The sequence below is a fragment of the Bradyrhizobium sp. USDA 372 genome, from assembly GCF_053629095.1.
The window spans coordinates 5,118,541-5,132,913 of sequence record NZ_JBRJHR010000001.1 but is presented as its reverse complement, the minus strand read 5'-3'; the positions used below and the strand labels follow the sequence as shown (position 1 = coordinate 5,132,913).

General features: G+C 59.3%; 15 protein-coding genes. 3 read left to right on the top strand and 12 right to left on the bottom strand.

Going from position 1 to position 14,373, the window contains the following annotated elements; translation table 11 throughout:
- Positions 1 to 277 precede the first annotated feature (277 nt).
- The 11 genes from AB7M16_RS24165 to AB7M16_RS24115 are packed head-to-tail and all read right to left on the bottom strand — an operon-like array spanning position 278 to position 8,698.
- The gene (locus AB7M16_RS24165; RefSeq protein ID WP_036031186.1) at positions 278 to 1,315 is read right to left on the bottom strand and encodes an EscU/YscU/HrcU family type III secretion system export apparatus switch protein; all 1,038 of its coding nucleotides are present in this window, start codon (positions 1,313 to 1,315) and stop codon (positions 278 to 280) included.
- On the bottom strand, positions 1,312 to 2,133 hold the full coding sequence (sctT, locus tag AB7M16_RS24160) for a type III secretion system export apparatus subunit SctT (RefSeq protein ID WP_453945378.1): 822 nt from the start codon (positions 2,131 to 2,133) through the stop codon (positions 1,312 to 1,314). The genes AB7M16_RS24165 and sctT overlap by 4 nt, the downstream gene beginning before the upstream one ends.
- A gap of 10 nt (positions 2,134 to 2,143) precedes the next feature.
- Positions 2,144 to 2,419, bottom strand: coding sequence for an EscS/YscS/HrcS family type III secretion system export apparatus protein (locus AB7M16_RS24155; RefSeq protein ID WP_036014823.1), 276 nt, complete (start codon positions 2,417 to 2,419; stop codon positions 2,144 to 2,146).
- A 2-nt stretch (positions 2,420 to 2,421) separates the two neighbouring features.
- Complete coding sequence (gene sctR / locus AB7M16_RS24150) at positions 2,422 to 3,087, bottom strand: type III secretion system export apparatus subunit SctR (RefSeq protein WP_124163629.1); 666 nt, start codon at positions 3,085 to 3,087, stop codon at positions 2,422 to 2,424.
- Entirely contained in the window at positions 3,080 to 4,201 is a 1,122-nt protein-coding gene (gene sctQ / locus AB7M16_RS24145) for a type III secretion system cytoplasmic ring protein SctQ (protein WP_453945377.1), read from the bottom strand. Before sctQ ends, sctR begins: the two co-directional genes overlap by 8 nt.
- Positions 4,198 to 4,734 (bottom strand): hypothetical protein, encoded by a 537-nt coding sequence (locus AB7M16_RS24140; RefSeq protein ID WP_124163627.1) that lies wholly within the window; start codon positions 4,732 to 4,734, stop codon positions 4,198 to 4,200. The genes sctQ and AB7M16_RS24140 overlap by 4 nt, the downstream gene beginning before the upstream one ends.
- Positions 4,710 to 6,065, bottom strand: a complete 1,356-nt coding sequence (gene sctN, locus AB7M16_RS24135) for a type III secretion system ATPase SctN (RefSeq protein WP_036014832.1) — start codon at positions 6,063 to 6,065, stop codon at positions 4,710 to 4,712. Before sctN ends, AB7M16_RS24140 begins: the two co-directional genes overlap by 25 nt.
- Entirely contained in the window at positions 6,062 to 6,682 is a 621-nt protein-coding gene (sctL, locus tag AB7M16_RS24130) for a type III secretion system stator protein SctL (RefSeq protein WP_036031175.1), read from the bottom strand. Before sctL ends, sctN begins: the two co-directional genes overlap by 4 nt.
- A complete protein-coding gene (locus tag AB7M16_RS24125) occupies positions 6,679 to 7,311 on the bottom strand; it encodes a nodulation protein NolU (protein WP_124163626.1) in 633 nt (210 codons plus the stop codon). The genes sctL and AB7M16_RS24125 overlap by 4 nt, the downstream gene beginning before the upstream one ends.
- A gap of 11 nt (positions 7,312 to 7,322) precedes the next feature.
- Positions 7,323 to 8,189 (bottom strand): type III secretion system inner membrane ring lipoprotein SctJ, encoded by an 867-nt coding sequence (sctJ, locus tag AB7M16_RS24120; RefSeq protein WP_453945376.1) that lies wholly within the window; start codon positions 8,187 to 8,189, stop codon positions 7,323 to 7,325.
- A gap of 8 nt (positions 8,190 to 8,197) precedes the next feature.
- On the bottom strand, positions 8,198 to 8,698 hold the full coding sequence (locus tag AB7M16_RS24115) for a nodulation protein NolB (RefSeq protein ID WP_199752391.1): 501 nt from the start codon (positions 8,696 to 8,698) through the stop codon (positions 8,198 to 8,200).
- A gap of 184 nt (positions 8,699 to 8,882) precedes the next feature.
- Between AB7M16_RS24115 and AB7M16_RS24110 the strand changes: the two genes are divergently transcribed.
- From AB7M16_RS24110 to AB7M16_RS24100, 3 genes are all read left to right on the top strand, one after another.
- Positions 8,883 to 9,578, top strand: a complete 696-nt coding sequence (locus tag AB7M16_RS24110; protein WP_260374198.1) for a secretin N-terminal domain-containing protein — start codon at positions 8,883 to 8,885, stop codon at positions 9,576 to 9,578.
- A 305-nt stretch (positions 9,579 to 9,883) separates the two neighbouring features.
- Positions 9,884 to 10,750, top strand: a complete 867-nt coding sequence (locus tag AB7M16_RS24105) for a hypothetical protein (protein WP_245454656.1) — start codon at positions 9,884 to 9,886, stop codon at positions 10,748 to 10,750.
- A gap of 790 nt (positions 10,751 to 11,540) precedes the next feature.
- Complete coding sequence (locus AB7M16_RS24100; RefSeq protein WP_225114932.1) at positions 11,541 to 11,966, top strand: hypothetical protein; 426 nt, start codon at positions 11,541 to 11,543, stop codon at positions 11,964 to 11,966.
- Positions 11,967 to 12,626: 660 nt separating this feature from the next.
- Here the strand turns inward: AB7M16_RS24100 and AB7M16_RS24095 are convergent.
- Entirely contained in the window at positions 12,627 to 14,072 is a 1,446-nt protein-coding gene (locus tag AB7M16_RS24095; protein WP_453945375.1) for a DUF1521 domain-containing protein, read from the bottom strand.
- Between the last annotated feature and the right edge of the window lie 301 nt (positions 14,073 to 14,373).

The window sequence follows — 14,373 nt, the reverse complement described above, 5'->3', positions numbered from 1 at the left end:
CAGATGGGAGCCGTCCTAGTTCATGATCAGCAGTACCGCGTTATCCGAGTGGCACCCCCTGTAGCTACGGTACAAGTCGACGTCCTCGAGGGTGCAGGCGCGGAAAGCACTCGAAATCGGCGAACAAGTTGTTGCGCTTGGCGCCGCAGCTGATCCAGTGATCCGGTCGGCGAGCCCGTGGCCCAGAGGCTATCTGGGCGAGCCTATCGGCCCGTCGCGCAAGATCCCAGCGTCCATTGGGCGCACTCTGCAGATCGCAGCGTCAGGACAGGATGATCTAGACTAGCCCCGCCGCATAGAGTGCTTTTGCGACCGACTCGAAATATTGCGAGGGAACGGGGTTGCCGAGCTTTGCTTTGCCGAGCAGCTGACGCGTCAGGACATCGTCATCCACAATGTTGAGGCGCAGCGCGCGCGCCTCACCAAGCAGCTGTGAAGCAGCTTCGCCCTCGCCACGGCAGACCAAGACCGGCACGCCGGTCTCGCCGCGAACATAGCGCAGCCCAATCAACGTTGCCGATCCCCGCAATATCAACGTGGCTCGACTGACGCCGACCGGAGCCTCGTTGGCCGACTCTTGCCGCAGACGCCGGTGCTCACGCTTCACCTGCGGATTGCCCTGCTGTTCCTTGTTCTCCCGCTTGGCCTCCGTTTCAGTCATGCGCATGTCCTGCATAAATAGCCAGCGCTGGATTAGGAGGTCAGCCAATCCGCCGACCAGAAAAGCTCCAGCGGCAATCCCAGTCAGCAATTTAACCTCGGTGAAAACGAAGCCAAAACAGCTCATCCCGCAGACTGGCAGGTACACCAGCGCTTTCCAGCTGGCGGTCACCGTGAGAAAGAAAGTCGCACTAAGCAAAACCACTTTAGCCAGTGTCTTGCCAAGCTCGATGGCCGAACGTTTCGAGGCGATGCGTTTCAAGCCTTTGATTGGATCCAGTTTCTCGAGCTTCGGCTTGAGCGGCTCCGAAGCAAACATAAAGCCGCCATTGGCCAGGACATTGGCGAGAAGAGCTGCTGTGACGGCAGCAGCGAGCAACGGAGCGACGGTGGCAATCGAAAGTTCTAGCAAGCCGCTGAGCGCTTGTGGCACTGCGTTTGTGAACGGCTGCTCCTGCAGTTTATCGACCAGTTGGACCGTCTCTTGCCACTTGTCCTTGATCGCACCCGCTCGCCACCACAGACAGCCGAAACCGGCACAGGCGCTGACGCCGCTCACCAGATCCGAGCTGCGGGCGCTCTGCCCCTTCTTGCGGGCATCACGCAGCTTCTTGGGCGTCGGAGGAAGCTTTTTCTCCTCACTTGTAGAGCTCATTTCAACAGCTTCTTCAGATACTCAAGCATGTTGTTCGAGGTCAGGATTTCAGCTCCGGCGTATTCAAGCAGATAGACGGCGTAGCTAACCATGATGACCCCGAATGCAAGATTCTTGATCATTGGGGAGAGATCGTTCAGCTTGAGCTGAGATGCAAAACGGCCGAGTATCATGACCGAGACATCGACCAGCAGCAGCAGGGCCAGCACCGGCCCGGCAACTAACAAGGTCGTCATCATGATGCGATCGAGAAGGGCCAGACATTCCATTGCACCCTGCGCTGTCACGGCAGGCAGAAACTGATAGACAGGCCACACTAGGTAGCTGCCATAAAGGCCGCTCACCATGGTCTGCAGCCCGCCGACCAGTACGAAGATCGTAACTGCCGTAACGCCGAGAAAAAGCCCGGTCCCGGACGCTTGGCTGTGCGTCGCGGGATCCTCCCCCGCAACTTGGCTCGAAATTCCTCGTTGAGTATCGATGATGTCGCCGACTGCCTGTATGCTCCATAGTGGAATACTGAGCAGGATGCCGAGCATAAGACCGACGAACACCTCCTTCAGGCCAAGCATGATAACGCTGACTAGGCGCGTGTTCGGGTCCAGGGTCTGCAGACCGAGCTTGATCTGAGCGAGGCACGGTAGGCCGATCGCAATCGTAAGGCTTCCCCGAACCAGACCGCTGATGCGCGGCCGGGTGAAGACCGGAAGCACCAGCATGATGCCGAGGGCGCGGGCCGCACTCAGGCCGGTTGCGGCGACGAGCTCGATCGTGCCCTGAACGAGAGCTTGCGCCTCCGCGGGTGACAGGCCAGCCATCCAAGCTCTGCTAATATCTTGCGGTGAGTGCTGGAAACTCGCTGAAGATGTGCTCGGCCTGGTCGATCAGAGGAGCGCTGAGCACGGGAGAAAACCCGGCGAGCACGGCTACAACAACCAGAAGCTTGACTGTCAGTGGCAAGGTTTGATCCTGGAGCTGAGTTGCCGCCTGGATGAGGCCAATGATCAGTCCAGAGATGAGAGCTGCGAGCAGCGGCGGCAGAACCCAGATCATGAAGAGCACGAGCGATTGACTCAGGTGCGTAAGGATACTGGCTTCGTTCATGGTCAACCTCCTGGGGTCGTGTAGCTTAATACCAGCCCGTGCATGAGACGTGACCAGCCGTCGATCGTGACGAACAAAAAGAGCTTGAAGGGGACAGATATCACCGTGGGGGATACCATCGACATACCCATGGCCATCAAAATCGTCGTTACAATGAGATCGATCGTGATGAAGGGAAGATAGAGAAGAAAACCGATTTCGAATCCACGCTTGAGTTCGGAGATCAAAAACGACGGCACGAGAATCGCAAAATCATCTGCCGTGACGCTGCCGCGCATGTCCTCCGACCAGACGTGTTCCGTTGAGGACAGGAAGAAGCGGCGTTGCTCTTCATTAGTGAATTTCTTCAGATGAGCTCGGAGCGGCTCCTGTCCCTCCTTGGCGGCCGTCACCCAGTCATCGAAACTTTGGTAGCGAAGTTGCGGATCGGTAAAGCGGTTATAGGTCTGCTCGAAGACCGGAGCGCTGATGAAGACGGTCAGGATCAGTGCCGCTCCGTAGAGGACGATGTTCGGCGGTATCGATTGAGTCCCCAGCGCATTGCGCACGAGGAAGAGAACAACGGAGACCTTGATAAAGGCGGTCGTTGTCACGACAGCAAAGGCCAGCAGGCCAAGGCCGACGGTAATCGCAAGAAGCGCAAGGATGCTGGGTTGAACCTCAGTCATTAAGCGCCAACCTGCCGCGCAGCCTGACGGCCAGCTCGTCCCCGATCCGCACGATGTCGCCCTGGCCGATACGTTGGCCGTTGGCAAGGATATCAACCGGCCCATCCAGAGGCCGGCCAAGTTCGAACACGTGGCCTTCGTTGAGGGTTCGCAAGGTTCCCAAGGGCATCGGCCAGCGGCCACATTCGAATATGAGTGTGATCTCGATGCTGTCGATATCCGCCTCTGACGGAGGCTGCTGTTGCACCTGGTTTTGGGGCATTATATCTTCACTCGTTAGGGGGTGGGATCGCAAGCGGAATGGTCCTCGCAGCACCAGCTTGTCGCCGCCAATCTCTGCAGGGGCCCACAATCGGTCTGCAGCGAGAATGATCTGTCCTCGCGCGAGTGGAATTACGTCCGGGAGCAGCGCGTCGCCTTGCTCTGCTCGGCGAAGAACGCCGATCGCGACGCGAAGCGAACCGACTTGGCCTGCAACGATGACCGGGAGTTCGGAAGGCAGCTTGGCCGTCTGTCGCGGTAATCGGCCGAGCAGCTCGCCGAGGGCGGTGAAGGCCGGCGGAACGGGACCGTCAAGCGGCGAGAATAGAAGCAGCCGCGCCTTGCTGGCGAGCTCACCAAAGGCGACGTCAAATTCAAGATAAGGCCTCGTATTCGGCGCTTCCTCGGTGCGAACAAGCTGCAGATTGCGCTGCGTCATTCTTTCCAGCGGAGCCAGCAAGGGTTCCAGCGCAAGTTCCAGGACCAGCGAACGCGTCGGCTCAGAAGGTAAGGTAAGGCCATCCTGCAAGGTCCCAATCAGCGCTTCCGCAAGCGCAACTGGCAAGGACAGGATCAGGGTTTCACCATTTACTTCGAAGACGCAATCAAGCATCGACGTCGCAGCCGGCTCCGCCTGCCAGACGGTTCGGCTCACGCGCACAGATAGCGGCTTCTCGCCGAGGAGGGTTTGCAGAGGCGCACGCAACGCTGCGATCTCGTTAAGCCACGAGGTCACGGCGTGCGAGAGGATCAGCGTCGGCGTGAAGGCTGCGCGTTCAGCCGGCCGATATGGCGCGGATGCGGCTTCCGCGTCGCAGGCCCCTAGCTCGCGCGGGAGAGGATCTGCAATCATGTTGGCTCACCTCCCGTCTGCCCTGATCGGCCTCGCCGGTAGCGGAGCAAGACTTCATCATCGGCTTCGATTTCGGCGGCAGCCTCGAAATGTGCATTCGTGATGCGCCGAACGTCGTGATCGATCTCACGCCATTTCTGGCTCGCCGCTGAACGCTTGGTCCAAACGGCTCGGGCCTCAAGAGCCGCAGCCTCAGCTTGCTCTTGGGCAGCACGGGCCTTGTCAAGAACGCACTGCGCCGCTGTGATCTCGTCTGTGAGTCGCCCGATGATGAGATGATAGCGTCGCTGCAGTTCGCATACAGATATCGCATCGGCCGCTAGCATCTCCCGATAGAGCTCCGCCTCGACCTTTGCGCGGCGCTCTTCGGCATGTGCAAGATGCTCGCACGCTTGTTGGACAGCTTGAATCGCGAGGTGGCGCTTGGCTTCCATGTTGGACAATTCACGAAGGGCGCTTCGTTCCCGCATGTCCTTTACCAGCCGCAGCTTTGAGGCGTGAACGGGACTTAGGCCGTCAGACGCGATATCCATGCGACCGTCTCCTCAAAGCTGCACGCCTCACCCTGCCCCTGGCGCAAAAAGGCCCGCAGCTGCTCGATCGAGGCGATTGCTCGATCGGTCAACGGATCAGAACCTTGCTTGTATTCACCGACCTTGATCAAGAACTCGGCCTCAGCGTAGCGTGAGAGCAGATCACGGAAGAAGGATGCGGCCTTGCGATGCGGCACCGACACGATCGCATCCATGACACGGCTGCGGCTAGACAGCACATCGATAGCCGGAAAATGCTCTCGAGAGGCCAGCGCGCGGGACAGAATAATGTGGCCATCAAGGATGCCGCGTGATTCTTCCGCTATTGGATCGCCCGTGCCATCACCCTCGACAAGCACCGTATAGAAGGCCGTAATGGAGCCATGCTCGCCCATGCCGGCGCGCTCCAACAAGCCCGGCAACAGCGCAAAAACGGAGGGCGGAAATCCGCGCCGGGTCGGCGGCTCTCCTGCGGCGAGGCCGATTTCACGCATGGCGCGGCTAAAGCGCGTCAAAGAATCCATCATCAAAACGACGCGAAGGCCCTGATCACGAAAATATTCCGCCAGTGCTGTCGCCATGTGGGCGCATTGGGCCCGCTCCATCGCCGAACGGTCGGAGGTCTCCACCACAACGACGGAACGGTGAAGGGCTTCGCCAAGATGACGTTCGATGAATTCACGCACCTCTCGACCGCGCTCACCGATCAGCGCAACGATGGTGACGTCGGCCGCCGCGCCTCTTACGATTTGCGACATCAGCGTCGACTTGCCGCAACCCGCATCACCATAGATTCCGATCCGCTGACCTTCTCCACATGTCAGAAGGCCATCCAGGACACGAACGCCTAGCGGGAACGGCTGTTCAATTCCGCGCCGTTTCATCGGATTGGGCGCCCTGCCGCGCAGCGGTCTGGCTTCGCCGGCTTTTATCGGGCCCTTGCCGTCGAGCGGTCGGCCAAAACTGTCGATGACGCGGCCGAGCAAACCGGGGCCGACAGCCACTTCCTGCATTCGCCCGGTCGTCACCACCTCCGCACGATTGGACAGCCCCACCATGTCCCCGATGGGCGTGAGTAACACCCCGTCCGGCAACAGGCCGATCACCTCCGCCTCGAGCGACCATCCGCTACGAGGATCCTGCAATAGGCATAGCTCTCCGACCCGGGCCTCCGGCAAGACGGCGTGCAGCAGCGTGCCCACCGCCCGCGTGATCCGGCCGCGGACGGCGCGTGTATCGATGTGCCTGGCGGAAGATCTCAAGGACGAGAGTGCGGCCTCTACACTTCCTTCTGCGGCCTCGGCATCATGGGTCGCTCGTTGCCCGGTCACGATTCAGCTTCCTCTGACAAGCCAAACCCGAGACGCAGCGCGCGCAGCTGCGCGGCAAGTCCAAGATCGACATTGCCAAACTCGCTCCACAAGACACATTGGTCCGCACTCAGCGCCGGATCCGCCTCAATCCTGACCTTCGGCCGGCCCTCAAGTCCGTCATAGTCCTTGAACTCACTGGCTAGCAGGTCGGCCTTCAGTGGGGAGACGTGGAGGCAAACCTCCGTGTTCTTATATCTTTGCTCGATGGCATGACGAACGCCGTGGACCAGCAGCTCACCGGGGTCAAACGCGCCAAGCAGATCGCGAACGATCTCGAAGACCAGTTGCGGCAATTCCCGCTCCAGAGCCGCCTTGCGCTGGGCCAGTTCACAAGTCGCCTGCGCAATCAGCCGCGCCATTTCCTCTGCGCCAGCCTTTGCACCCTCGGCGCGGCCCCGCGCCCGTTCCCGCTCATAAGCCTGGCGTGCCCACCCGCGAACCCGCTGCAGATGCCGCTCGGCAGCGGCTCGCGCCCGTACGGCATCGTGCCAGATCTCAAGCTGCGCAGCTGGGATCAGCGGTCCAAGTGGCCGAATCTGCGGGGCCGCGGGTGATGCGGGATCATCGGCCGTCATGCTCCGGCAGCCTCTGCACGCAAATGCGCCATGACGAGGGAAAGCAGCGGGCCTGCTGCGCTACGGTGTTCAGCAGTTGGACTCTCGGCGGCCGTCCCAACAGGCAAGCGTAGAAGCACGCGGATACGACCAAGCGATGAAGTCTCTTCGAGCCAGGCGCCGAGACAAGCGTGCCCGTCATATTCGATCTGTCGCGACAATTGCTCTGGATCGACGATCGGGGTCGTTGCGACGGCACTGGATAAATGCCGGACTGCGAAAGCATGCGCTTCGGCACCGATCAACTCCACCAATATCGGCAGATCGTGCCTGGAAACCAGCTTGAGGATAGAGCGTGCATGCCAGATGCTGCCCGCGAGCAGCGCAGCCCGCCGCGGCTCATGCCCCAGGAGAGCATCTTCGTTCCAATCGGCGCAGCTCACCTCGACCTTGCCGCCCAGCAGCAGTTCGGCGAGCCTTGGCTGCAGCCTGGAACTCTGCTGTAGCCGAGCCAACGTGGAAGGCGAAAGCAGCGGGTCAAGAAGCCCAGCAAAACGACCGGGATCGACCGAGGCAGCAAGCTCGCGCAGCCGATCGGCTGGGAGCGTGAACGAACGATTGGGTTTTGTGGATGACATTGATGCCGACATGAGCGTCCAGACTATGTCGCATCAGCAATCAACTTTTTGTCCGACTCCTGCTCAGCAGACACACGCGAGCCCCTACCAAACACGCTCAGCTTGCGCGATGATCGTCCAAACTGACGCATGCGCGGGCCCAGCAATACGCAAGATACGATGCCGAATAGCGCTCCGGCGCCTCCCACAGCAAGCGCAAGTAACGGGGCTGAGCCCGCTCTTGCTGACTGAGCCGCAGGAACTACCGGCGCGGCAGACTGCTCGATTGTAGCGCGCTCGACCGGCACGAAGACGACCGCGACCTTGTCATAGGACAGGCCTTCAATGCTGTTTGCGACGAGCATCTTGATCTGCGGCAACAGTGCCGAGAGCTTCGCGCTGGAGCCATGGCGAATGAAGACCGAGGCGGAGGACGGGGTCGCATCTTGTCGCAACAAGTCGTTCTTCGGCAGAACGACGTGGACGCGTGCTGAAAGGACGCCATCTATATCGCTGATCGTGCGCGACAATTCTTCGCTTAGAGCATAAACGTAACGTGCCCGCTCCTCGATCGGCGAGGCAACGAGGCCCGATCCCTTGAACACCTCGCCGAGATTCTTGAAGGATTGGCGCGGCAACCCTTCGACATTTAGCAGGTCAATCGAATAAGCGAGCTGCTTTTCCTCGACCTGGATTGTACTGGTCCCGTCCTTGGCGACAACACGGACAGCATCAACGCCCTTGCTAAGGAGAAGCGCGAGCATCTCATTAGCCTCGCGCTCCTGAATTTTGGTGTAGAGATCAGCCTTACAGCCGATCAGCGAGAGGAGAAGGGGCATCGCGAGACACACGCGAAGCCGCCGCCACGATTGACGGCCGCCACAGCTAGCCCTCTTCATATCGCCAGTCATCAGCTTATTCAGCCGGCCGATAGCAGCTTGTTTAGCGACGAGCTGACAGCGCTGGTGCCCTTAGAGACGAGGGAAACCTGAATAACGTCCCTGTATACGTCTCGCAGATTCGTCATCATCGACTCAAAATCGGCTCCAACCGGTTTAACATCCGCATGTGCACCGACGTTATCCGTCTGCAAAAGCGGCTGCGTAGCCGGTCCAGGCTGTACATTAGTCACGGCAGCCGACGCAACCGCCGGAGGAACGGCGCGGCCCTGGTACATACTGGAAAGGGTTTGGAGGATTCGGTCACCCGGCGGACTTGCCAGCACATTCGTGCGCTGGACCTCCAATATCGGCGAAGCCGCTACGGGCCGATCCGCAGGCGGGAGAGCAGATCCCTGATTTGCAGATACTTGCGCTAGGGACTGCTCAAAGCCCGCCTGCTCGCCAGCAGCTGCGGGCGAGCAGGCACTGGAAAGACAGTCGGCAGGACTGGGAGAGATCGGCGTTGCGCCTAACAACATGGAATGAGTCATTGTGCTCGTGTGGTGAGACCTAGGCGTTAACCGATGAACCGATCAAGTTCATAGGCTGGCGAGCTGACGAAAACCTGACGGAGATCGGTCTGACTACGTCATCTAAAGATCACTTTTCGCTTTCAAGCTAGGACCAAACTCCAACTTGATGATGAGCGGAAGGCGTCCGGGAATGCTCGCGCGATCCACGATCGTACATATTCTAAAAAGAATTTTTTGTGCCGGCGTTTTTGTCTGTATCGGGATAATGCGCTCGTCTGCTGCATCCCTTTCGCTGCCGTCCGCCCCTTATAGCTACACTGTTCTCGATCAGGATCTTCCTGCGGCGCTGCAGGAGTTCGGCAACAATCTCAATATCAGGGTCAATGTCAGCGCCGAGGTCAAGGGCCGGATTCGCGGACGAATGCCGGACCTGCCGCCACGAGAATTCCTTGATCGTTTGACTAACCTGTACAATCTTCAGTGGTATTACGACGGGCTCGTCCTTTACATCTCCGCCGCCCACGAGGCGCAAAGCCGGCTCATCGTATTGAACCCGATCAGCTTCGATGCGTTCACCTCCGCGCTCGACGCGCTCAACATCTCGGATGAGCGCTATATCGTGAAACCGGCTCCGGGAGAGGGCCTCATCCTTGCTTCTGGCCCACCCCGATTTGTTGCGCTGGTGGACCAGACCCTTAAAGGCCTTGTGGCGGAAGCGCAGGCCCGGCGCGGCCCCGTCGCAGCCGAGAGGCCACAACGCGAGTCGGTTTTGATGTTGTTTCGCGGTTCCTCGAGCACGGTCTTGCGAGACGGGCGGCCGGAAGGTTCTCCCGAAACGCCGCACCATGAGGGCACTTTGCGCGAAACCGGTCCAGGCCAGAAGTGAGGTCGAAGATGCAAAACCGCTCCGAGCAAAGTCGGTCCGTCCGGCGTACGCCTATATTCATCCGATCGTCAGCTTTTCGAAAGCTACGGTCCCCAGCATGAGCCTGCGAGGTCTGGACGGCTGCCTTGCTTGGGGCAACCCTGATAGAGGGATCAGAGACCAGGCGCTCAAGGGAAATTAGGTAGTGCTGTCTTTGCAGGCGGCGCGAGTATTAAAAATCAATGTGGGCCTCCGCACGTGTGCTTCCGAGCTAGCCGAGGCTTCGCGGAACTCGATGCGCGTCATCAGTTGGAAGGAGGAACAGGGTGGATTTCAATGCAGTCGCCCCGGCGAATACGAGCCCGGAGCCCGACGCAGCACGGACGGCTTCAGATGCAACCGAATTCGACCGGCAGCTCAGCGACGCACAGGCTCCCGCTTTGGCGCAGGGCGTCGCCCATCCACTGCTGCAGGGCGAGGCTTATTCACCCTATCTGGACGCGGGCCATCCCTACTCTCCATACTTTGATACCGGACACCTGTATCCGCCTTACGAAGATTTAGCGCATCCCCATTCGCCAGACTCGGGTTGGCAGGATAATCTAAATGCCGCGCCTGCGGCTGTCGCCGCGCCTGAGCCGGAAAACGGCCGGCAGCATCTCTCGCCGCAGACCATCGCTCAGGCGATCGAGGAACATCCCGGCTTCGATCAAGATCTGATATGGCAGAATCTGGATGTCGACCCGTCTGATGCCGAGCCACGGCACAGTGAGCCACAAGCGGGCCCATCGCATGCAGGACCATCGCACACCGCCCCTTTTCAGGGTGAGCCGTCGCACGCCGGCCCCTCCCATGCCCGGCCATTGCAGGCGGGACCGGCCCAACCTGGGTCTTCCGCAGCTCCGCCAGAACTTTCCGAGTTCCGTATGTGGGACGGACATCTCGCCAAGGACTATTGGGTGTTTACGCCTCAAACAGCCACCGGCGCTCAGATGGACATGCTGGAGCGCAGCGGAGTGAAGCCAAGCAAAGACAACCCGACAACAGTTTTCGCCATTCTCGGCGTGCCTCATACGGCCGAATGGAGAGAGGAGGACTTCATTCGTCTCACACCTTCGCTAGATCCGACCCTTTGGCCTGAAGAGGGAGGGCAAGACCAACCTCTAGATGCGGAAGATCCGCCCATCCCCTAACGGCTGCAGCCGTGCAACGGAAGGGCGATCTCCGCGGGGCCGACAAAGACTCAGAGATCGCAGGACACCTGGTAAGAGGCGAGCTTGCCGGCGGGTATTCGCGGCCACCCTTCTCTTTTCCGGCCACTCCTAAGTGCCAGACCAGCTCGCGAGGGGTAGCGGCCAAATCAAAGACCGCGCGAGCCGAATGCGTGAAACAGTTCTCAATGGTTCGCTGAGAACACAATGGCCCGCGGAGAAGAACATCGCAATTTAGCTGCGAAATCAGGTCTGGCGCGCCGGACCCGCGAGTACGGTGCGATTTAAGAGCACCGCGAGACGTTCATGCCGTCGAGATGAGGGTAAGGGCGTTCCGGATCAGGAGAGTCAGGGTATGACCGACCCCCTGAGCACCTTCAACATCGAAGTGCTTGCTCTGCCGCTTGTCCGCCGTTCCTTGGCGAACGATTGATCATTCGCAAAACGAGGACTCTAGCATCCGGCGGTAACGGCCTGCTGATAACAGCTCTCAGTGACGTATGCCCGCGGATCATCCAAAGCATGATCATCAGAGATCGACGGATTGATCCGCGAAAACTCTGTTCGGCACCCCAAGGTCTCTCATCTCCTTTTTGCAGCCGGGCCAAAGCAGCCACTTGCACGCGATGGCCTGTTTCAGAAGTCGGGCAAGGCGCACCTCCGTCGATAGCTTTTTAGCTCGTATCGTGAGACAGAGGCCAGCTCTCTACGGCAGCCGAGCGCAGATGCCCATCCGATCCACTGGCCCTCAGTCGCGCCTGGAGCCGGACCGATGCGCGCCGATGTTCCTGGAGACAACAGCGGCCGAATGATTCGAACCGGCACCGTCCTTTGCGCATCAAACTCCAAAGGCGCGGAGCCACCCGAGATCACTGAGCGCAGGAATCACAGCATTAATCCAGCCTCACTCTTCGTCAGCTTCTTGCAAGCTGTCCCTGCTAGAACGGCGGGAATAGGTCATCTCGCGGCGCCGCCGCTATCTGGGTTTTATGACATGGACACAGGCACAGCCGATATCGCAGCAACGGCGCCAGAAGCTGGCACAAACACCGACAACGCCGCGAACGGCGGCGACAACTCGCCCGCAGCATTGTTGCAGCGAGCCTTCGAAAAGGCTCTGGTTGCCGTCGCCACCCAGGTCATAAGCGATTCCCAGTCAGATATGGATGACGCTATGAGCGAGCTAGATGATGGGTGAAGGCCCGGATTATCAGACGCGCACAGGGAAGACTCTTCGGAAGGCAAGCCGAACCGAGAACGACCGGGCGAAGCAGCCGACTTGGCAAACCAGCCGCTAGACGCGTCTTAGGTGGTCCTCCAGGTTGGCGGTGCGGCCGGTCGCAATCCGATCGCACTGGGAACTCTCGGAAGACGCCGCAGCGTCTAGCTAGGCGGGCATACGCCACACTCTTCGATGCGGATTCATCGAGTGCTTTTCAGTCAGCAGGTTTCAAGCGGAACCAACCGCTTCCCCATTGATGATCAATTCCGTCAGCTGGCTGTCCTAGATCGGTTCTGGAGCCGCCCGCGAAATTGGGCGTCAGAGAGACCCTCTGAGATCATAAAGTCGGCAGCTTTGGCGCTCGCTGCGCGCATACCAGCACAGCTCCTGGACCGCTGAGACCAGCATCGAAAAATGTTGCGGGTACCTGATCAGTGAGGTCATGGCGGGTCTGTCGGTACGATTGGCGCCCAAGCTTAGACAGCCCCGATCGCGAGATGAGAGCGGCGATCCAGATCGATACGCCGCCGCACCTACTATCTTCATCTGCCTCGCCGAACACGAAAAGCGGGCGCTAACGCCCGCTTCAGTGACTTACCCACAAGCTGAGAACGCTTCGCCAGGCTTGCGGCCAACTCAAGCGTCCGACGGTGTGCCTGGATTCTCATTGCTGTCGATGATCGCCTGGTTAACCTGGCGTCCAGACCGATCGACCCAGCCCGAGCCTGGTTGTTCATAAATCGTCTGGGCTCCATCCGAAGTCAGCTGATCAAGCGTACGGCCCGCATTTGACTGCGTCACCTTAAGGTTGTTCTTACCGTCGAAGCGGTCTCCAAGACCTTCGACGACCATGGCATTGTCGCCGTTGGTAATGGTCAGCTTCGATGCCATCGTTTTGCCGTTGCCGATATCAACGGTGTCGATGGTAATTTTCGTGCCGTCGTCGAGCTGGAAGGTCATGTTCTTTTTGAAGTCAAAATCGATCTTGCCGTCACCGTCGGCATCGACGTGGGGGTCGCCGTGGATCGCTGTGATCTTGCCCGTTTGATTGTTGCGAATGAGCACCGTTCCGTCACGTTCGTCCACCAGCATCGAATACTTATCACCAAGCTTGATCTCGGCCCTGCTGCCCCTGACCTCATGCGACCAGACTGGCGCCGGCTGAGACGACTGCGTCGGTGCCTGGGCGGCCGCAACAGGCACCATCGCAAGAGGCGGCGGCGGCGGAGGAACGAAGAAGACGGGGGCGGTAGAGGCAGGCGCTGCGCTTGCATACTGGTAGTTACCAGGCCCGCGCCCTTGTTCGCCTGCATCGATGCTCGCCTGATTCACCGCGCGTCCGGCCCCATCGACCCAGCCTTGGCCACTCTCATGGATCGTTTGGGCACCATCGGACGTCAGCTCGTCAAGCGTCATACCAGCATTGGACTGCGTCACCCTTAGATTGTTTTTGCCATCCTTGTCGTCGCCGAGCCCCTCGACAACCATCGCGTTATGGCCGTTCGTAATGGTAAGCTTTGAAGAGATGGCCTCACCATTACCGTAGTCGACGTTATTGACAGTAATTTTCGTGCCGTCGTCGAGCTGAAACGTCATATCCTTCTTGAAATCGAAGTCATCTTTGCCGTCTCCGTCGGCATCAACGTGGGGATCGCCATGAATTACCGTGACATGACCAGTCTGGTTGTTGCGAACTGTCCAGGTGCCATCCTTTTCATTGGCCGTAATCGTGTACTTGTCCCCAAGGTTGATCGTGGCCTTGCCATCCTTGACCTCATGCGTCCACACCGGATCCACAGCAGGCTCAGAATTTTGATTCAGCTGGCTCATCAGCATGGTGGGAGGAGGAGGCGCCATCATGTACGCTTGGGTCGTAACGACGGCTGGCGTCACGACGACGGGAACGGCGACCGAACTGACGAGGGCTGGTGAGGCCACCGGTAGGTACTGGTAGCTCGCCGGAGCATACTGTCCCAACAAGGCGTTGAAGGCGGGAGTGACAACCGCGCCTTCTGGCACCACTCCATTCATCGAGTCGGGCGCGCCCACCACCGGAAGACCGGCCACGGGAAGATACGGCATTTAGTTTACTCCTGTTGCATAGACGAAATCTGTAAAACTGCGAGCGCTACGCATAGTCAACCAAGGTACGCAGCTTCGATTTGCATGAGAACGCACCATTAGCTCATCCGAACGAACGACTGCTTCTCTTGCCAGAACCACCAGCCCTAATGAGATCTTCCTCTCGCCGCACCACGGTAACCGCACGATCACATCACCGCATTTAACTCACAAAGACTGTAGCCCGAATACCTGTCGAAAAGCTGACGACGATGAGCGAGCGAAGCCGCACGCACTTTGACATCGATCGCATGTGCGAGAC